The organism is Cupriavidus sp. MP-37, from assembly GCF_020618415.1.
Classification (GTDB): domain Bacteria; phylum Pseudomonadota; class Gammaproteobacteria; order Burkholderiales; family Burkholderiaceae; genus Cupriavidus.
Genome location: NZ_CP085344.1, coordinates 1,370,721 through 1,389,193 on the forward strand (window position 1 = coordinate 1,370,721; position 18,473 = coordinate 1,389,193).

Annotated in this window: 14 protein-coding genes and 1 tRNA gene; 9 read left to right on the top strand and 6 right to left on the bottom strand. The window is 68.5% G+C overall.

What is annotated here, in order from left to right; translation table 11 throughout:
* Window positions 1-45 precede the first annotated feature (45 nt).
* Genes LIN44_RS06445 through LIN44_RS06455 form a run of 3 tightly spaced genes read left to right on the top strand, consistent with a single transcriptional unit; the run spans window position 46 to window position 5,256 of the window.
* On the top strand, window positions 46-798 hold the full coding sequence (locus tag LIN44_RS06445) for a peptidylprolyl isomerase (protein ID WP_227314019.1): 753 nt from the start codon (window positions 46-48) through the stop codon (window positions 796-798).
* On the top strand, window positions 779-3,892 hold the full coding sequence (locus LIN44_RS06450) for a peptidase domain-containing ABC transporter (protein ID WP_227314020.1): 3,114 nt from the start codon (window positions 779-781) through the stop codon (window positions 3,890-3,892). Before LIN44_RS06445 ends, LIN44_RS06450 begins: the two co-directional genes overlap by 20 nt.
* Window positions 3,889-5,256, top strand: coding sequence for a sigma-54-dependent Fis family transcriptional regulator (locus tag LIN44_RS06455; protein WP_227314021.1), 1,368 nt, complete (start codon window positions 3,889-3,891; stop codon window positions 5,254-5,256). The genes LIN44_RS06450 and LIN44_RS06455 overlap by 4 nt, the downstream gene beginning before the upstream one ends.
* 13 nt (window positions 5,257-5,269) lie before the next feature.
* On the opposite strand, the gene LIN44_RS06460 is transcribed toward LIN44_RS06455, so the two are convergent.
* A complete protein-coding gene (locus LIN44_RS06460; RefSeq protein ID WP_227314022.1) occupies window positions 5,270-6,046 on the bottom strand; it encodes a PP2C family serine/threonine-protein phosphatase in 777 nt (258 codons plus the stop codon).
* A 95-nt stretch (window positions 6,047-6,141) separates the two neighbouring features.
* Window positions 6,142-6,435, bottom strand: a complete 294-nt coding sequence (locus tag LIN44_RS06465) for a hypothetical protein (protein ID WP_227314023.1) — start codon at window positions 6,433-6,435, stop codon at window positions 6,142-6,144.
* A 316-nt stretch (window positions 6,436-6,751) separates the two neighbouring features.
* Between LIN44_RS06465 and LIN44_RS06470 the strand changes: the two genes are divergently transcribed.
* Window positions 6,752-6,826 (top strand) — tRNA-Arg (locus LIN44_RS06470).
* Between the two features lie 182 nt (window positions 6,827-7,008).
* The gene (locus LIN44_RS06475) at window positions 7,009-7,293 is read left to right on the top strand and encodes a DUF2188 domain-containing protein (RefSeq protein WP_227314024.1); all 285 of its coding nucleotides are present in this window, start codon (window positions 7,009-7,011) and stop codon (window positions 7,291-7,293) included.
* Here the strand turns inward: LIN44_RS06475 and LIN44_RS06480 are convergent.
* Both LIN44_RS06480 and LIN44_RS06485 read right to left on the bottom strand, forming a co-directional pair.
* Window positions 7,241-7,573 (bottom strand): multidrug efflux SMR transporter, encoded by a 333-nt coding sequence (locus LIN44_RS06480; RefSeq protein WP_171515944.1) that lies wholly within the window; start codon window positions 7,571-7,573, stop codon window positions 7,241-7,243. The genes LIN44_RS06475 and LIN44_RS06480 overlap by 53 nt on opposite strands.
* Window positions 7,574-7,696: 123 nt before the next feature.
* The gene (locus tag LIN44_RS06485) at window positions 7,697-8,875 is read right to left on the bottom strand and encodes a benzoate/H(+) symporter BenE family transporter (protein WP_227314025.1); all 1,179 of its coding nucleotides are present in this window, start codon (window positions 8,873-8,875) and stop codon (window positions 7,697-7,699) included.
* A gap of 352 nt (window positions 8,876-9,227) precedes the next feature.
* Between LIN44_RS06485 and LIN44_RS06490 the strand changes: the two genes are divergently transcribed.
* Window positions 9,228-11,162 carry an ATP-binding cassette domain-containing protein gene (locus LIN44_RS06490; RefSeq protein WP_227314026.1) on the top strand — a complete coding sequence of 645 codons (1,935 nt, stop codon included), beginning with the start codon at window positions 9,228-9,230 and terminating at the stop codon, window positions 11,160-11,162.
* 197 nt (window positions 11,163-11,359) lie between these two features.
* On the opposite strand, the gene LIN44_RS06495 is transcribed toward LIN44_RS06490, so the two are convergent.
* On the bottom strand, window positions 11,360-11,500 hold the full coding sequence (locus tag LIN44_RS06495) for a hypothetical protein (RefSeq protein WP_227314027.1): 141 nt from the start codon (window positions 11,498-11,500) through the stop codon (window positions 11,360-11,362).
* The gene (locus LIN44_RS06500; RefSeq protein ID WP_227314028.1) at window positions 11,500-12,711 is read right to left on the bottom strand and encodes an MFS transporter; all 1,212 of its coding nucleotides are present in this window, start codon (window positions 12,709-12,711) and stop codon (window positions 11,500-11,502) included. Before LIN44_RS06500 ends, LIN44_RS06495 begins: the two co-directional genes overlap by 1 nt.
* A gap of 344 nt (window positions 12,712-13,055) precedes the next feature.
* Here LIN44_RS06500 and LIN44_RS06505 point away from each other — a divergent pair, with 344 nt between their 5' ends.
* From LIN44_RS06505 to parC, 3 genes are all read left to right on the top strand, one after another.
* Window positions 13,056-15,047: a DNA topoisomerase IV subunit B gene (locus LIN44_RS06505; protein WP_018005326.1), complete on the top strand. Its 1,992-nt coding sequence runs from the start codon at window positions 13,056-13,058 to the stop codon at window positions 15,045-15,047.
* A gap of 159 nt (window positions 15,048-15,206) precedes the next feature.
* Complete coding sequence (locus tag LIN44_RS06510; protein ID WP_227314029.1) at window positions 15,207-16,007, top strand: lytic transglycosylase domain-containing protein; 801 nt, start codon at window positions 15,207-15,209, stop codon at window positions 16,005-16,007.
* A gap of 79 nt (window positions 16,008-16,086) precedes the next feature.
* Window positions 16,087-18,429: a DNA topoisomerase IV subunit A gene (gene parC, locus LIN44_RS06515; RefSeq protein ID WP_227314030.1), complete on the top strand. Its 2,343-nt coding sequence runs from the start codon at window positions 16,087-16,089 to the stop codon at window positions 18,427-18,429.
* Window positions 18,430-18,473: the final 44 nt, after the last annotated feature.

Genomic DNA, 18,473 nt, shown 5'->3' on the forward strand with positions numbered 1-18,473 from the left:
CCGCCGGGCGCGTCGCCGCGCCCGGCCGCCAAAGGAGTCGGAAAAATGACTGGCATCGTGCGTATCGACGATGAAGTGCTCGGCGTCGAGGAATTCGTGCGCCTGCTCAAGCTGACCGGGCAGTTCGAAGGGCTGGTCGAGCAGATCGTGCGCGACAAGCTGACCGTGCACGCCGCCAGGCGGCAGGGGGTGGTGGTCACGCCGGAAGAGATCCAGGAGCGCGCCGACCAGTTCCGCCGCGTGCAGGGCCTGCACCGCGCCGCCGACATGAACCACTACCTGGATGCGCTCAACGTCAGCCTGGACGAGTTCGAGGCCTTTATCACCGACAGCCTCTATCAGGAGCGGATGATGGCGCAGGTCTGCAGCGACGCGGCGGTGCAGGAGTACTTCGCGCTGAACTCGCCGCGCTTCGACAGCATCGAGGTCAGCCACATCGTGGTCGACAGCGAAGGCAAGGCCAAGGAACTGATCTCGTACCTGCAGGACGACCCCGAGGCCTTTGCCGAGATGGCGCGCGAGCACTCCATCGCCGACACGCGCGAGCGCGGCGGCGAGATCGGCAAGGTGCTGCGCGGCTCGCTCAAGACCGAGATCGAGGCCAAGGTCTTCAACGCCGAGCCGGGCGACCTGCTGGGGCCGTTCCCGGCCGCCGACCGCTCGTTCTTCGAGGTCTTCCTGGTGCGCGCCAAGCACCCCGCCACGCTCGACAGCGAGGTCGCGGTCGAAGTGCGCAGGCTGCTGCGGGAGGACTGGCTGATGGCCAGGGCGCAGGAACATGTCATCGAAGCCCGCTAGCGAGGCCGCACCGGCCGGCGCCGCCACCGCCGTGCCGCAGCCACCGGAGGCGGGCCCGGCGCTGGCCGCTTTCCTGGCGTCGGTCGAGATCCTGTCGGTGCTGACGCCGGAAGAACTGGCGCGCCTGGCCGACGCCGCGCAGGTGCTGAGCTTCGGCTTCGGCGATACCGTCTGCAATGCCGGCGAAGCCGCGCCGGGCCTGTTTATCGTCAAGTCAGGCTCGGTGCGCGTGTTCAACGAGGAGCACGGCAAGGAAATCAGCATGGGGGTGCGCAAGGCCGGCGAGGTCTTTGCCGATCTTGCGCTGCTGCGCGAATACCGGCACGAGTCGTCGGTGCGCGCCTCGGGCAAGACCGAGCTGCTGATGATCCCGCGCAGCGTCAGCGAGCCGGTGGTGGCCGGCAACCCCGCGGCGCTGGCCTTCATCACCAGCTATGTCGCGATCAGCTCGGCCGGCGGCTTCGTCGCGCGGCTGTTCGACCTGCGCGGCAAGCTCGACAAGCAGGAGCTGGAAGACGCGGTGCGCAGCGTCGGCGTCAAGCGCGTCGCGGCCGGCCGGGAAATCCTGAAGCAGGACGGACGCGAGGACCGGCGCCTGTACGTGGTGCGCCAGGGCACGGTGCGCATCGTGCGCAGCGAAGAGGGCAGCGAGTTTCCGCTGGCGACGCTGGGCCAGGGCGACATCTTCGGCGAGCGCGCCTGCGTGATGCGGCAGGAGCAGCTGGCCGCGGCCATTGCCGAGACCGACGTGCGCCTGCTGGTAATTCCCGAGAAGACCGTGCAGCTGATCCTGGAGCGCAACCCGCGCCTGCGCGAGGTGCTGGAGGAACGCATCCGGGTGCTCGACCGCGAACTGCACCGGCAAAAGAAGCTGGCCGAGCGGCGCAAGCGCCCGGTGCTGCTGGACCTGGCCTCGAAGCCCGAGCTGGGCGAGAAGCTGATCCGCCGCTTCGCGCTGGTGGAGCAGGCCGAGGAAATGGATTGCGGCGCGGCCTGCCTGGCGATGATCTGCCGGCACTACGGCATCCCGATGACGCTGGGCAAGCTGCGCGAACTGGCCAACGTCACCACGCAGGGCGCCACGCTCGACAGCCTGGCGCGGGCGGGCGAAGCGCTGGGCTTCACCACGCGCGGGGTGCAATGCACGCGCGACTCGCTGATGGGCTTCGAGCTACCGTTCATCGTCCATTGGGAGGGCTACCACTACGTGGTGGTGTACGGCATCTCGTCGCGCTGGGTGTGGGTGGCCGACCCGGCCATCGGCTTCCGCAAGATGAGCGCCGAGGAGTTCGAGCGGGGCTGGAGCGGTACCTGCCTGCTGTTTTCGCCGGGCGAAAGCATGACGCAGCTGTCGGTGCAGCGCTCGCCATGGCTGCGCTTCATCGGCTACCTGGCGCCGTACAAGAAGATCCTGGCGCACCTGTTCCTGGCGACCTTCGTGATCCAGATGCTGGGGGTGGTGCCGCCGCTGATCATCCAGAACATCCTGGACGGCGTGGTGGTGCACCAGAACGTCGGGCTGCTGCACCTGCTGATCGCTGGGCTGATCATCTCGAGCGTGTTCTCGCAGCTGATGTCGACGATCCGCGCGTACCTGGCCAACTTCATGGTGCGCAACATGGATTTCGCCATGATGTCGCACTTCTTCAGGCACACGCTGTCGCTGCCGCTGTCGTTCTTCGCCAAGCGCAAGACCGGCGACATCTTCGCGCGCTTCCAGGAGAACCAGACCATCCGCGCCTTCCTGACCGAATCGACGGTGACCACGGCGCTGAACCTGCTGATGGTGTTTATCTACTTCACCATCATGTTTCTCTACAACGTCAAGCTGACGCTGCTGCTGATCGCCTTCGTGATCCCGATCGCCGCGCTGACGGTGGTGGTGACGCCGCGGGTCAAGTCCTATGCGCGCGACGTCTTTGCCACCTCGACCGATGCCAAGGCCTACCTGATGGAGACGCTGGGCGGCGCCGAGACCGTCAAGGGCATGGGCATCGAGCGCCCGGTGCGGCTGCGCTGGGAGCGCAAGTACACCAAGGCGCTGGAGTCGCAGTACAAGGCGCAGCAGTTCCATATCCTGGTGGGGCTGGCGAGCCAGCTGCTCAATGCCGCCACCACCATCGCGGTGCTGTGGGTGGGCGCGACGCTGGTGCTGGAGCGCGAACTGACCATCGGCCAGCTGATGGCCTTCAACGCCTTCATGGGCAGCGTGCTGGCGCCGCTGATGGGACTGGTGGCGCTGTGGGGCCAGCTCAACGACGCCGGCGTGGCGATGGAGCGTCTTGGCGACGTGCTCGACCTCGAGCCGGAGCAGAAGCCGCAGGACGTGCTGTCGCGCGTGATGCTGCCCGACCTGCAAGGCGAGATCGTGATGAAGGACCTGTACTTCCGCTACGGCGGCGAAGACACGCCCTATGTGCTGGAGAACATCAGCTTCGCCATCCGCCCCGGCGAGATGGTCGCCATCGTCGGGCGCAGCGGCTCGGGCAAGACCACGCTGGCCAAGCTGCTGGTGGGCTTCTACAAGCCCACCGAGGGTTCGATGACGGTCGACGGCTACGACCTCAACGTGATCGACGCGGCGTTCTACCGGGCCCAGGTGGGTTACGTGATGCAGTCCAACCTGCTGTTCTCCGGCACCATCGCCGAGAACATCGCCTGCGGCGACGACAGCCCGGACCGGCGCCGCATCGAGGAGGTGGCGCGCATGGCGGACGCGCATGCCTTTATCAGCAAGCTGCCGCTGGGCTACGAGCAGGTCGTCGGCGAACGCGGCATCGGCCTCTCCGGCGGGCAGATCCAGCGGCTGTGCATCGCGCGCGCGCTGTACCACGACCCGCGCCTGCTGGTGTTCGACGAAGCCACCTCGGCGCTGGACACGCAGTCGGAGAGCAACATCCTGGCCAATATGCAGGAAATCCTGCGCGGGCGCACCGCGGTCATCATCGCGCACCGGCTCAGCACCATCATGCAGGCCGACAAGATCCTGGTGCTGTACGAGGGCGCGATCGTCGAGCAGGGCCGGCATGAAGAGCTGCTGGAGCGCAAGGGCATGTATTACCAACTGGTGCAGAAGCAACTGAGCGCAGCATGAAGCTATACAACCAGGGTGCCACCCCCGTCTCGGTGACTTCGCCGGTGTCGTTCGCCGGCCTGATCGAAAAGATCGAGATCCTGCGCTCGACCCTGCGCTGGGCGTCGAAGCTCGACCGGCCCGAGATCGAGAAGCTGCTCAAGCAGGCCACCACGCTGCGCGACGAGGTGATGGGGCTGTCGCACAAGGAGCGCTTCGTGCAGGCGGCATCGGCCGCCGACACCGCGTCCGAAACCGCGGCCGAAACCGCGGCCGAAACCGCGGCCGGAGGGGCGCCGCAGCAGCCCGAGATCGAACGCCTGCCGCGCGAGCGCCGGCAGGCGCTGATGGAGCGCAGCTTCATCTTCGAGGGGACCTTCGGCGACAATCCCAGGCTGCTCGAGGCGCTGGAAATCGCCGAGAAGGCCGCGCCAACCGACCTGCCGGTGCTGATCGACGGTGAAAGCGGCACCGGCAAGGAGCTGATGGCCAAGGTGATCCACGCCAACGGCGCGCGCACCGACAAGCCCTTTATCTCGGTCAACTGCGGCGCCATTCCCGACAGCCTGCTCGAATCCGAGCTGTTCGGCCACAAGAAGGGCGCCTTCACCGGTGCCAGCAACGACCGGCGCGGCAAGTTCGAGAGCGCGCATACCGGCACCATCTTCCTGGACGAGATCGGCGAACTGCCGCTGACCGGCCAGGTCAAGCTGCTGCGCGTGCTCGAGGCACACGAGATCCAGCGCGTCGGCTCGGACGAGGTCATTTCGGTCGATGCGCGCATCGTCGCCGCGACCAACAAGGACCTGCGCCGCATGAGCCAGGCCGGCACCTTCCGCGAGGACCTGTTCTATCGCCTGAGCGTGATCCACGTCAGCCTGCCGGCGCTGCGCGAGCGGCGCGACGAGATCCCGCTGCTGCTGTCGTACTTCAGCGACGAGGCCGCCGGCATGCTCAGGCGCGCGCCGGTCAGGCTGACGCCGCGGCTGCGCGACTTCCTGCTGCACTACGACTACCCCGGCAATATCCGCGAACTGCGCAACCTGCTGTACCGGCTGAGCTGCCTCGCCGGCGATACCGCCGACCTGCCGCACCTGCCGCAGGACATCCGGCCGAAGCCTGCCGCGCTGGCGGTGGTCGGCGCCGGCGCCTCCGGCGCGGACTTCGCCCTGGCGACCTCGCTGAGCGAAGCCAAGCGCGCGGCCAGCGACGAGGCCGAGCGCGCCTTCCTCGAGCGCGGACTGCAGGAGGTGGGGGGCACCGTCGCCGAACTGGCGCGGCGCTTCGACATGAACCGCTCGCACTTGCAGATGCTGCTGAAGAAGCACGGCATCCATTCGAAGGATTTCCGCGCCGCCCGGCAGGCCGAAGGCGGCAAGCGGTAGCGCGGGGAAGGCCTCAGGCGTCCAGCTCGGGGTTGACCAGGGTCCGGTCCGAGCCGCAGGGATCGGACGCGCGCAGCACCACCACCGAGACGTTGTCGCGCCCGCCCGCATCGAGCGCCCGCTGCACCAGCGTCAGCGCGGCCTGCGCCACGTCCTGCTGCGCCAGCACCGCGGCGATCTCGTCATCGTCGACTTCGTTGCTCAGGCCGTCGCTGCACAACAGGTAGACGTCGCCGTCGGCGACGTCGGTCAGCAGCTGCTCCGGCGCCAGCGTCGGGGCCGCGCCGACCGCGCGCGTGATGGTGTTCTGCGCCGGATGGTGGCGCGCCTGCTCCGGCGTGATCAGGCCGCGCGCGAGCAGGCGCTCGACCTGGTTGTGATCGCGCGTCAGGCGCGCCAGCTCGCCGCCGCGCAGCCGGTACAGGCGGCTGTCGCCGGCCCACAGGCAGGCACAGCGGCTGTCGCCGGCCAGCAGCACCACCACCGTGCTGCCGATGCAGCGCACGCCCAGGCGCGCGGCTTCGTCGACCAGCGCCAGGTTCACGCCCTGCAAGGCCGCGCGCGTGGCGTCGATCCGGTCTTCCAGCCGCGCTTGCGGCGGCAGCGCCGCCAGCGCCCGCACCACCGCCTGGCTGGCGAAATCCCCCACGGCATGACCACCCATGCCGTCGGCCACGGCCCACAATTCCTGTCCGGGCAGGTCCAGGCACGCGTCCTCGTTGCGCTCGCGCACGCGCCCGACGTCGGTGCACGCCGCCGAAGTCCACTGGAAATGCGAGTCGAAACCCAATCTCGTCTCCGCTCCGCATCCGCCCGCTCCGCGCCAGCGCCCAGGTGCGCCCGCGGCATGGCCACGGGCGCACCGGCGCTCAGGTCCGCGCCGCGTCAGACCAGCCGGCCGTCGTTCCTGGCCTCCTGGTCGCCCCGGACATTGATGTTGGCATTGGGGGCGTTGTTGCGGATATCGATGTTCTGGAACTGGTTGTTTATCTGATCAGCATAGAAGCTGTAGTTGATCTCGTAAAAGTTGATCACCGTGCCGAGCGGCGCCGGCGACGACGGCACGAACGGGCGGATCCAGCCGAACACCCACTGCCCCCCCGCGCCGCGTACACGCGCCATGGCGGCGGGAGCCAGGTCACTGCAGCGGGCAAGGTCACGGATCGAAAGGTTGGCCATGATGCGGTCTCCGGTGGAAGGCGGCGTTGCGCCGGGGGCGGTACCGGCATTGAGCAAGCGGCGTGCCATCGCGGCAAGCCGGGCCGGCGCCGGTCGAACGCCGAGGCCTGCCGCGGCTTCCGCGACCGTGGAGGAACCAGGCGTCACCTGCAGCCCGCGCCGCCGCGTTGGATGCGTGCCGACACCCTGGCAGGCCAGTGTCGGCCGGCACCCACCACCGCGGCGGCGACGGGCCGCGGGCGTGCGGATTTTGATATACTCCGGCCCGTCTCCAGGATCACCGCGCCCGCGGCTTGCCGTCCTGGCAGTCCTGTCCCTCGCCGTAGTTCAATGGATAGAACGAGCGCCTCCTAAGCGCTAGATACAGGTTCGATTCCTGTCGGCGGGACCACAGACCCTTGGCAGCACTTGCCCAAGCCCCCGCTTTCCCCGCCATCCACGCCTTCAGCGCCATCATCGTGCGCCGCAGCCATGCCCCGTCCCGTCCCGTCAAGCGTTGCCTTGTCGGACAAAAGCCGATACCGGCGACGCCGCCCGCTACAGATACTCACTCCCGTCAGCTTTGGAGCAGCCATGTCGGACGGACACGTTCACGTTTTGCGGATCGAGGGACTTCAGTGGGTCGTGGAAAGCGCGTGCGGCGGCGAGGGCCGTCTGTTCTTTCCCAGCCGCGAAGCGGCAATCGCGGCCGGCACGGCGAAGGCGGAGCAAGCGTGTGTCGATCTGATCGTCCATACGCGCGATGGCCGTATCGGCCGGCGCATTTCCTTTGGCAAGGAGGGGAAGGACCGGCGCGTGCTGCTGGTCAATGCGCGCTCGTCTTCGAAAACAGCTGGATCACCGCCACCCCGGCAATAATCAGCCCGATCCCCACGCATGCCGCCAGGTCCGGCACCTGCCGGTACAACACCACCGCGATCAGCGATACCAGCACGATGCCGGCGCCGCTCCAGATGGCATAGGCGATGCCGACCGGGACCGTGCGCATCACCAGCATCAGCAGATAGAAGGCGGCGACGTAGCCGGTGACCACCAGCACGCTCGGCATCAGCCGGGTAAAGCCCTGCGAGGCCTTCAGGCTGCTGGTGGCGATGACTTCGGCGACGATGGCGAGGGCGAGAAGCAGGTATCCGTTCATGGCATGCAGAAATGGCTGGCCGGCATGGGCCTGAGCCGGCATCTTAGCGTCCCGCGCATGTTGCGCCAAAGCCGCGTCCCGCCCTCGCGGCGGTCGTTGTAGCCGCCCGAGCCAGGCGTGCCGTCAGCCTGCCCGGGGGCGCAGCACGTGGTAGGCGAGCATGCCGCCCACCACGCCCCAGAACGCCGAGCCGATGCCTGCCAGGGTCATGCCCGAGGCCGTGATCATGAAGGTCAGCAGGGCGGCTTCGCGCTCGGCCGGGACCTGCATGGCGACGGTCAGGCCGTTGGCGATCGAGCCCATCAGCGCGAACGCGGTCACGCCCACCACCAGCGCCTGCGGGAAGGCGGCGAACAGCGCCGCGATGCTGGCCGCCAGCGTGCCCGCGACCAGGTAGCCGACGCCGCAGACCACCGCCGCGGTATAGCGGCGATGGCGGTCGGGATCGGCCTGCGGGCCGGTGCAGATCGCCGCGGTGATGGCCGCCAGGTTGATGCCGTGCGAGCCGAACGGCGCCAGCGCGGCCGAGGCCAGCCCGGTGACGGTGATCAGCCGCGAGGCCGGCACGTGGTAGCCATCGGCCTGCAGCACGGCCAGCCCGGGGATGTTCTGCGACGCCAGCGCGACGATAAACAAGGGAATCGCCAGGCTGATGAAGGCCGGCACCGAGAACGCGGGGGTGGTCCACACCGGCACGGCCAGTTCCAGCCGCACGCCCGAGAAGTCGAGCTGCCCGAGCCCCGCTGCCACCACCCCGCCGGCCAGCAGCACCCCCGGCACCGCATAGGCCGGCCACAGCCGCCGTCCCAGCAGGAAGGCGGCGAACATCGCCAGCAGCAGCACGGTCTGGTGCTGCGCCTGCACGAACACGTCCACGCTGATGCGGAACAGGATGCCGGCCAGCAGCGCCGAGGCGATGCTGGCGGGCAGGGCGCGCATCAGCTTGTCGAACCAGCCCGTCATGCCGGCCGCGGTCATCAGCAAGGCGGCCAGCAGGAAGGCGCCGATCGCCTCGGCGTAGGGCACGCCGGGCAGGCTGGCGATCAGCAGTGCCGCGCCGGGCGTGGACCATGCCACCACGATGGGCACCCGCAGCGCCAGCGACAGGCCGATGGTGGTGATCCCCATGCCGATCGACAGCGCCCAGATCCACGACGAGATCTGCGCGTCGGTCAGGTGGGCCGCGTGTCCCGCCTGGATCATCAGCACCAGCGAACTGGTGTAGCCGGTGAGCGTGGCGACCAGCCCGGCGACGAGCGCCGACACCGACAGGTCGGAAAATTTCAGGGAAGCGGTAGTCATGGGGCAGCAGCAGGCACTTGGGTACGGCCGCCATCTTCGCATGAGTGCCTTGGCCGTACCAATTCGGCCCGGCTCGGTCCGGCTCGGCCCGGCCGCGGCGCGGGGACCGCCGTTGACGGGGCTTTCCCTTACGGACTTGTCCGACTGGAGCGGGCCGTGGGCCGTTGTTATGCTGGTTTCGTGCCTTGCGAGCAGGGCACCGAGGAGAGACTCTTGGGCCCGCAAGTGCGCGGGCCCTTCTTTTTTTGCCCGTCAGGCTCCGGCTGCCGGTCGTCTACAATGCGGGCTGCCGTCGGGCACGCCCGCGCCGCCGGCCCGTCCCTTCTTTCCTCGCTGTCTCGCCTTCCTTCCCATGGCCCTGTTTTCGATTACCGACGCCCAGCTTGCCTTCGGGCACGTGGCCCTGCTCGACCATACCGACTTTTCGCTGGAATCCGGCGAGCGCGTAGGGCTGATCGGGCGCAACGGCTCGGGCAAGTCCTCGCTGCTGAAGATCGTGGCCGGGCTGTCGGCGCCGGATGACGGGCTGATCGCCCGCCAGAGCGGCGTGACCAGCGCCTACGTGCCGCAGGAGCCGCAGTTTGAGCCCGGCATCACCGTGTTCGACGCCGTCTCCCAAGGCATGGGCGACGCGCACGACCTGCTGGTGCGCTACGAGGCCGCCGCCGACCGCGTCGCCGAGCACCACGACGACGAAGCGGCGCTGGCCGAGCTGCACCGGCTGCAGTCCGAGCTCGACGCCGCCGGCGCCTGGCAGCTGCGCACCCGCGTGGAAACCACGCTGGCCCGGCTGGGTCTGGATTCGCACACGCGCGTCGACGCGCTCTCGGGCGGCCTGCAGAAGCGCGTGGCGCTGGCGCAGGCGCTGGTGGCCGAGCCCGACATCCTGCTGCTGGACGAGCCCACCAACCACCTCGACGTCGAGGCGATCCGCTGGCTGGAAGACCTGCTGCTGCAGTTCCGCGGCAGCGTGCTGCTGATCACCCACGACCGCGCCTTCCTCGATCGCGTCGCCACGCGCATCGTCGAGCTGGACCGCGGGCGGCTGGTGTCCTTTCCCGGCAACTTCGCCGCCTACCAGGCGCGCAAGGCGGAGATGCTGGCCGCCGAGCAGGTCGAGCAGGCCAAGTTCGACAAGCTGCTGGCGCAGGAAGAGGTGTGGATCCGCAAGGGCGTGGAGGCGCGCCGCACGCGCAGCGTGTCGCGCATCCAGCGGCTGGTGGCGATGCGCAACGAGCGCGCCGCGCGCCGCGAGGTGCAGGGCAACGTCAAGCTGGAGGTGTCGCAGGCCGACCGCTCCGGCAAGATCGTGGCCGAACTGACGGACGTGAGCAAAGCGTATGGCGACAAGGTGGTGGTGCGCGACTTCACCGCCACCATCATGCGCGGCGACAAGGTCGGCCTGATCGGCCCCAACGGCGCCGGCAAGACCACGCTGCTGCGCCTGATCCTGGGCGAGCTGGCGCCGGACAGCGGCACAGTGCGCAACGGCAGCAACCTGCAGGTGGCGTACTTCGACCAGATGCGCACCGCGCTGGACCTGGAGAAATCGCTGGCCGACACCATCAGCCCGGGCAGCGACTGGGTCGAGGTCAACGGCCAGCGCAAGCACGTGATGAGCTACCTGGGCGACTTCCTGTTCGCGCCCGAGCGCGCGCGCTCGCCGGTCAAGTCACTGTCGGGCGGCGAGCGCAACCGGCTGCTGCTGGCGCGCCTGTTCGCGCGGCCGGCCAACGTACTGGTGCTGGACGAGCCCACCAACGACCTCGACATCGACACGCTGGAGCTGCTGGAAGAACTGCTGCAGGACTACGGCGGCACCGTGTTCCTGGTCTCGCACGACCGCGCCTTCCTCGACAACGTGGTGACCTCCACGCTGGCCGCCGAAGGCGACGGGGTCTGGCGCGAATCGGTGGGCGGGTATTCCGACTGGGTCGAGCAATCCGCGCGCAGCGCCGCGCTGCAGGCGGCGCGCAAGCCGTCGGAGCAGAAGGTGGCGGAGCCGGCCAGGGGCAAGGATACGCGCGAGGCGCGCGGGGCCAACCGGACGGTCAAGCTGTCGTACAAGGAGCAGCGGGAACTGGATGCGCTGCCGGAGCGCATCGCCGCGCTGGAGACCGAGCAGAAGACGATCTCGGCGCAGCTGGAGGATGGGTCGCTCTATGTCAGCGATGCCGCCAAGGCGGCGCAGCTGGGCACGCGGCACGACGAGATCGAGATGGAACTGCTGGAAGCGCTGGAGCGCTGGGAAGTGCTGGAGGCGAAGTCGAAGGGGGAGGGGGCTTGAAAGCCTGAGGGCCTTTCGCACGCCGCCGGTTTTCTCCCCTCTCCCGCGTGCGGGAGAGGGGCCGGGGGTGAGGGCAGACGCGTGGCAAGCATGTCAGTGCATCACTTCGTCGACGCTCCGGCCCTCACCCCAGCCCTCTCCCGCAAGCGGGAGAGGGAGCACACAGCCAGCACGGTCGAAGCGCCTCAGTCCGCCTCTCACCCACACCAGGCCAACACCATATTCGTCAGGTCGACCATAAAGCCCGGCCGCAGGTAACCCACGAACCCAAGCGCCAGCAACCCGGCCAGCACCGCCAGCCCGGCTGCCTGCGCCATGCGCGCCTGGGTCGTGCTCATCACGCCGCCGCCGGCTGCGCCCGCACCAGCGCCTGCTCGCGGATCGGCAGGTTGACCAGCGCCGCCAGCACGCCCAGCCCGATCGCGATCAGCCACACCGTGTTGTACCCGCCGGTGCGGTCATACAGATAGCCCCCCAGCCACGCGCCGAGGAAACTGCCGATCTGGTGCGAGAAGAACACCACGCCCGACAGCATCGACAGATATTTCACCCCGAACACCTGCGCGATGATGCCGTTGGTCAGGGGCACCGTCGACAGCCACAGGAAACCCATCACCGCCGCGAACACCCAGGTGCCAGCCACGGTCAGCGGCAGCAGCAGGTAGCCGGCGATCACCACCGAGCGCGTCAGGTAGATCGCCGACAGCAGGTAGCGCTTGGGCAGGCGCTGGCCGAGCGCGCCGGCGGTGTAGGTGCCGAACACGTTGAACAGCCCGATCAGCGCCAGCGCCACCGTGGCAACCTTGGGATCGGTCAGGCCCTGGTCCTTCAGGTACGGCGCCAGGTGCACGCCGATAAAGACCACCTGGAAGCCGCACACGAAGTAGCCCAGTGTCAGCAGCTGGAAGTTGCGGTTGCCGAAGGCTTCATGGATGGCCTGGCCGATGGTCTGGTGGTGGCCGCCGGCGTGGGCGGCTTCGCGCGGCTCGCGCAGGGTCAGCGCCAGCGGCAGCATCACGCACGCCATCAGCGCCATCACGTACAGTGCGTTCTGCCAGCCCAGGCCGGAAATCAGCCCCTGCTCTACCGGAATCATCAGGAACTGGCCGAAGGAGCCCGCCGCGGCGGCGATGCCCATGGCCCAGACCCGCTTTTCCGGGCTGGCCACGCGGCCGATCACGCCGTAGACGATGCTGTAGGTGGTGCCGGACTGGGCGATGCCGATCATCACGCCGGCGCCGGTGGCGAATGCCGTGCCGCTGGTCGCCAGCGCCATCACCACCAGCCCGGCCACATACAGCGCCACGCCCACCAGCATGATGCGCAGCGCGCCGAACTTGTCGGCCAGCGCCCCGGCGAAAGGCTGGCTGGCGCCCCACATCAGGTTCTGCAGCGCCAGCGCAAAGGCGAAGGTTTCGCGGTTCCAGCCGTGGGCCTGCGTGATCGGCAGGTTGAACAGGCCGAAGCCGTGCCGGATGCCCATCGAAAGCGTGACCAGCAAGCCGCCGCACACAAGCACGGTGGTCAGGGAGAGTTGTCGGTTCTGCATGTCTTGGCTCGGTGCGTGGCGGCCGCGCCGGGTGGGCGGTGCCGACAGGTTTGTCGTTGCTTGTTGTATGACCGCGCCGGAACGGCAATCAGGCTTGCCGGGGCCGGGTGGTGGGGAGTTTACTCCGGCTCGGGAAAACGCGTACGGCGCCGCCGGCACTTGCGGCGGCCCGGCAAAAAGTGCCGGCGGCCTGGCAAGCCCGACCGGCGCAAGCTGCGGGGCGCGGGGCTTTTTCTGCGGGATTGGCGTCGCGCGCTTCCATTACAATGCAGTGCCCGGTGCCCCGGCGCGTGCACAGTTGTGCGCCTCGCGGCAGCCGGGACCATCACTTTCGTAGCGACTCCATGGCGAGCAAAACCAGTCAGTACAGCGAATCTTCCATCCGGGTCCTGAAGGGCCTGGAGCCGGTCAAGCAGCGCCCCGGCATGTACACCCGGACCGACAACCCCCTGCATATCGTGCAGGAGGTGATCGACAATGCCTCGGACGAGGCCCTCGGCGGCCATGGCTCCGAGATCCTGGTGACCCTGCATCGCGACGGCAGCCTCAGCGTGGAAGACGACGGCCGCGGCATCCCGGTGGGCATCCACCCGGAAGAGGGCGTGCCGGTGGTCGAGATCGTCTTTACCCGGCTGCACGCCGGCGGCAAGTTCGACAAGGGCAAGGGCGGCGCCTATGCCTTTTCCGGCGGCCTGCATGGCGTCGGCGTGTCGGTGACCAATGCCCTGTCGACGCAGCTGGACGTGACCGTCTGGCGCGACGGCATGTGCTCGACGCTGACCTTCTCCGGCGGCGACGTGACCGTGCCGCTGGCATCGCGCAAGCTCGAGCGCGGCGAGAAGAAGAACGGCACGCGCGTGCAGGTGTGGCCGGATGCCAAGTATTTCGATTCGGCCGCGATCCCGCTGGCCGAGCTGCAGCGCCTGCTGCGCAGCAAGGCGGTGCTGCTGCCGGGCGTCAAGGTCACGCTGGTGACCGAGAAAACCGGCGAGCGCCAGACCTGGCAGTACGACCAGGGCCTGAAGGGCTACCTGGTGGAGGCGCTGGCGCAGGGTAGCGGCGCCGAGCTGGTGATCCCGATGTTCGAAGGCGAGCACTTCGCCGACCCCGACGCCAACCCCGGCGAGGAAGGCTTTGCCGACGGCGAGGGCGCGTCGTGGGTGGTGGCCTGGACCGAGGACGGCGCGCCGGTGCGCGAGTCCTACGTCAACCTGATCCCCACGCCGGCCGGCGGCACGCATGAGTCAGGCCTGCGGGAAGGGCTGTTCCAGGCGGTCAAGAGCTTTATCGAGATGCACGCGCTGCAGCCCAAGGGCGTCAAGCTGATGAGCGAGGACGTGTTCGCGCGCGCCTCGTTCGTGCTGTCGGCCAAGGTGCTGGACCCGCAGTTCCAGGGCCAGATCAAGGAGCGCCTGAACAGCCGCGACGCGGTGCGGCTGGTGTCCACCTTCAGCCGTCCGGCGCTGGAGCTGTGGCTGAACCACCATGTCGAGTACGGCAAGAAGCTGGCCGAGCTGGTGATCCGCCAGGCCCAGGCGCGCACGCGCGCGGCGCAGAAGGTCGAGAAGAAGAAGGGCTCCGGCGTAGCCGTGCTGCCCGGCAAGCTGACCGACTGCGAGTCCACCGACGTGACCCGCAACGAGCTGTTCCTGGTCGAGGGCGACTCCGCCGGCGGCTCGGCCAAGATGGGCCGCGACAAGGAGTTCCAGGCCATCCTGCCGCTGCGCGGCAAGGTGCTCAACACCTGGGAGACCGAGCGCGACCGCCTGTTCGCCAACAACGAGGTGCACGACATCGCCGTGGCGATCGGCGTGGATCCGCACGGCCCCAACGACGAGCCCGACCTGTCCAACCTGCGCTACGGCAAGATCTGCATCCTGTCCGATGCCGACGTCGACGGCGCGCATATCCAGGTGCTGCTGCTGACGCTGTTCTTCCGGCATTTCCCCAAGCTGATCGAGACCGGCAACGTCTATGTGGCGCGGCCGCCGCTGTTCCGCGTCGATGCCCCGGCGCGCGGCAAGAAGCCGGCGCAGAAGCTGTACGCGCTGGACGAAGGCGAGCTCGAAGCGATCCAGGACAAGCTGCTCAAGGACGGCGTCAAGGAAAACTCGTGGCAGATCTCGCGCTTCAAGGGCCTGGGCGAAATGAGCGCCGAGCAGCTGTGGGAAACCACCATGAACCCCGACACGCGCCGCCTGCTGCCCGTGATGCTGGGCGAATATGACCTGCCGCAGACCGTCGAGATGATGAACATGCTGATGGGCAAGGGCGAGGCCGCCCAGCGCCGCAGCTGGCTGGAGGAGAAGGGCAACGAGGTCGAGGCCGATATCTGATTGGGAAGCGCCGGCCGGCGATTGGGTAGATAATCGCCCAGTTCGCTTGCACGTCGTCCCCGCGGAAGCGGGGACCCAGCGACTTTGAAGACGCTGGATTCCCGCCTACGCGGGAATGACGGTAGATTTTGGCAAGGTGCTTACCTGAAGGAACGCACGATGAAGACGAGAACCCCCGGCAATCCCTGGCGCAAGGCAACCGCAGCCCTGCTGGCGCTGGCCGGGCTCGCCTGCGTGCCGGCGGCGCATGCCGAGCTGTGGGGCTTTATCGATGCCGACGGCGTGGCGCACTTTGCCGACCAGAAGCTCGACGCGCGCTACAAGCTGTTCATGAAGGACGGCGGCAAGCTGGACACCGCGCGCCTGTCCGCGCGGCAGGCGCAGGCGGCCGGTGGCGACATCGACCTCGAGCAGCACAAGCTGTACCGCTACGTCGTCAACCATCCCAATATCAAGACCGTCGAGCCGCTGATCCACCAGATCGCCGGCAAGCAGGATGTCGATCCCGCGCTGGTCAAGGCGGTGATGGCGGTGGAGTCCGGCTTCAACCCGGCGGCGGTGTCGCCCAAGGGCGCGATCGGCCTGATGCAGGTGATTCCCGACACCGGCGCGCGCTTTGGCGTCAGCGCCGATGCGCGCCGCACCATCGAGCAGAAGCTGGCCGATCCGCGCACCAACATCACCGCCGGGGTGCGCTACCTGAGCTGGCTGATGCAGCAGTTTCCCAACAACCTGGAGCTGGTGCTGGCGGCGTACAACGCCGGCGAGGGCGCGGTGCAGCGCTACAACAACCGCATCCCGCCGTATCCGGAGACGCGGCAGTACGTCAGCACCGTGCTGCAGTTCTACCGGCTGTACCAGCCGCAGCAGGGCGTGGTGCTCAGGCGCGCCAGTGCCGGCGCGGGCGACGACGGCCCGCGCGTGAAGATGGTGATCGGCGCGCGCCGGCCCATGCCCTGAGCGGCACCCAAGAATCACAAGCAACCGGTGCGCCGGCCGTTGAAGTCCGACGCGTGGCGCGCCGAATCCTTGCCTATCCATGGAACAACAAGACATCACGTTTCAACCTGAAGAGCCCGCCGATTCGCTGACGCTGGCCCGCTACGCCGAGCGCGCCTACCTGGACTACGCCGTCAGCGTGGTCAAGGGCCGCGCGCTGCCCGAGGTGGCCGACGGCCAGAAGCCGGTGCAGCGGCGCATCCTGTTCGCGATGCACGAGATGGGCCTGCGCGCCGACGCCAAGCCGGTCAAGTCCGCGCGCGTGGTCGGCGACGTGCTGGGCAAGTTCCACCCGCACGGCGACCAGTCCGCCTATGACGCACTGGTGCGGCTGGCGCAGGATTTCTCGCTGCGCTATCCGCTGATCGACGGCCAGGGCAACTTCGGCTCGCGCGACGGCGACGGCGCCGCGGCGATGCGCTACACCGAAGCGCGCCTGACGCCGATCTCGCGGCTGCTGCTGGACGAGATCGACGAAGGCACGGTCGATTTCATCCCCAACTACGACGGCTCGATGCAGGAGCCCAAGCTGTTGCCGGCGCGGCTGCCGTTCGTGCTGCTCAACGGCGCCTCGGGCATCGCGGTGGGCATGGCCACCGAGATCCCGCCGCATAACCTGCGCGAGGTCGCCGCCGCCACCGTGGCCATGATCCGCAACCCGAATATCGCGCTGGCCGAGCTGCTGGCGCTGATGCCGGGGCCGGACTATCCCGGCGGCGGGCAGATCATCTCGCCGGCGGCGGACATCGCCCAGATCTACGAGAACGGCCGCGGCAGCCTCAAGGTGCGCGCGCGCTGGACCATCGAAGAACTGGCGCGCGGCCAGTGGCAGCTGGTGGTGACCGAGCTGCCGCCGAATACCTCGGCGCAGAAGGTGCTGGAAGAGATCGAGGAAATCACCAACCCCAAGATCAAGACCGGCAAGAAGGCGCTGACGCAGGACCAGCAGCAGCTCAAGGCCACCGTGCTGGCGGTGCTCGACGCGGTCCGCGACGAGTCCGGCAAGGACGCGCCGGTGCGGCTGGTGTTCGAGCCCAAGAGCAAGAACATCGACCAGCAGGAGTTCATCCAGACGCTGCTGGCGCATACCAGCCTGGAATCCGGCGCGCCGATCAACCTGGTGATGATCGGCACCGACGGCCGGCCGCGCCAGAAGGGCCTGCGCGAGATCCTGGGCGAGTGGATCGCGTTCCGCTTCGACACCGTCACGCGCCGCACGCGCCATCGCCTGGGCAAGGTCGAGGACCGCATCCATATCCTCGAAGGCCGGATGCTGGTGCTGCTCAATATCGACGAGGTGATCCGCATCATCCGCGAGAGCGACGAGCCCAAGCCCGCGCTGGTCGAGGCCTTCGGCCTGAGCGACCGCCAGGCCGAGGACATCCTGGAAATCCGGCTGCGCCAGCTGGCGCGCCTGGAAGCGATCCGGATCGAGAAGGAACTGAAGGAACTGCGCGAGGAGCAGGCCGACCTCGACGTGCTGCTCAAGTCCGAGACCATGATGCGCCGTCGCATCATCAAGGAGATCGAGACCGACGCCAAGCAGTACAGCCCGGAAGACAAGGATCCGCGCCGCACGCTGATCCAGGAAGAGCGCCGCGCCGCGGCCGAGGTGCGCGTGATCGACGAGCCGGTGACGGTGGTGATGTCGCAGAAGGGCTGGGTGCGCACGCGCCAGGGCCACGGCCACGACCCGCAGCAGTTCACCTTCAAGGCGGGCGATGCGCTCTACAACACCTTCGACTGCCGCACCGTCGACGTGCTGCTGGTGTTCGGCACCAACGGCCGGGTCTATTCCGTGCCGGTGTCCAGCCTGCCGGGCGGGCGCGGCGACGGGGTGCCCATCACCACGCTGATCGAGCTGCAGTCCGGCAGCCAGGTGGCGCACACCTTTGCCGGCAGCGCCAGCCAGCGCGTGCTGATCGCCACCGCGAGCGGCAACGGCTTCCAGACCACGGTGGGCGACATGACCGGCCGGCAGAAGGGCGGCAAGTCGTTCCTGACGCTGGACGACGGCGATGCCCCGCTGCCGCCGGCGCCGATCGGCGACGAGGCCACGCATGCGGCCTGCCTGTCCGGCAACGGCCGCCTGCTGCTGGTGGCGCTGGATGAAGTGAAGGTGCTGTCCGCCGGCGGCCGCGGCGTGATCCTGATGGAGCTGGAGCCGAAGGAGAAGCTGCTGCAGGCGGTGGCCGTGGGCGCGCCGGGGCTGGTGCTGTCCGGCGCGGGCCGCGGCGGCAAGCCGTCGTCGCAGAAGCTGGCCGGGCAGTCGCTGCTGCCGTACGTGGGCAAGCGCGCGCGCAAGGGCAAGCCGATCGAGGCGAAGCTGAAGGAGCCGAGGATCGAGCCGGTGCGGGTGGAGCCGCCGGGCAACGGCAACTGAGTTTCGCCGAAGCGATGGTTTGCTCCCCTCTCCCGCAAGCTGTA

What these genes read in the sequence shown, in the direction of transcription:
- LIN44_RS06465 (WP_227314023.1), bottom strand. Translation starts at nt 6,435, where the DNA reads ATGGCCAACCTTTCGATCCGTGACCTTGCCCGCTGCAGTGACCTGGCT.
- LIN44_RS06455 (WP_227314021.1), top strand. Translation starts at nt 3,889, where the DNA reads ATGAAGCTATACAACCAGGGTGCCACCCCCGTCTCGGTGACTTCGCCG.
- LIN44_RS06505 (WP_018005326.1), top strand. Translation starts at nt 13,056, where the DNA reads ATGGCGAGCAAAACCAGTCAGTACAGCGAATCTTCCATCCGGGTCCTG.
- LIN44_RS06475 (WP_227314024.1), top strand. Translation starts at nt 7,009, where the DNA reads ATGTCGGACGGACACGTTCACGTTTTGCGGATCGAGGGACTTCAGTGG.
- LIN44_RS06500 (WP_227314028.1), bottom strand. Translation starts at nt 12,711, where the DNA reads ATGCAGAACCGACAACTCTCCCTGACCACCGTGCTTGTGTGCGGCGGC.
- LIN44_RS06510 (WP_227314029.1), top strand. Translation starts at nt 15,207, where the DNA reads ATGAAGACGAGAACCCCCGGCAATCCCTGGCGCAAGGCAACCGCAGCC.
- LIN44_RS06445 (WP_227314019.1), top strand. Translation starts at nt 46, where the DNA reads ATGACTGGCATCGTGCGTATCGACGATGAAGTGCTCGGCGTCGAGGAA.
- LIN44_RS06495 (WP_227314027.1), bottom strand. Translation starts at nt 11,500, where the DNA reads ATGAGCACGACCCAGGCGCGCATGGCGCAGGCAGCCGGGCTGGCGGTG.
- LIN44_RS06480 (WP_171515944.1), bottom strand. Translation starts at nt 7,573, where the DNA reads ATGAACGGATACCTGCTTCTCGCCCTCGCCATCGTCGCCGAAGTCATC.
- LIN44_RS06490 (WP_227314026.1), top strand. Translation starts at nt 9,228, where the DNA reads ATGGCCCTGTTTTCGATTACCGACGCCCAGCTTGCCTTCGGGCACGTG.
- LIN44_RS06450 (WP_227314020.1), top strand. Translation starts at nt 779, where the DNA reads ATGTCATCGAAGCCCGCTAGCGAGGCCGCACCGGCCGGCGCCGCCACC.
- LIN44_RS06485 (WP_227314025.1), bottom strand. Translation starts at nt 8,875, where the DNA reads ATGACTACCGCTTCCCTGAAATTTTCCGACCTGTCGGTGTCGGCGCTC.
- parC (WP_227314030.1), top strand. Translation starts at nt 16,087, where the DNA reads ATGGAACAACAAGACATCACGTTTCAACCTGAAGAGCCCGCCGATTCG.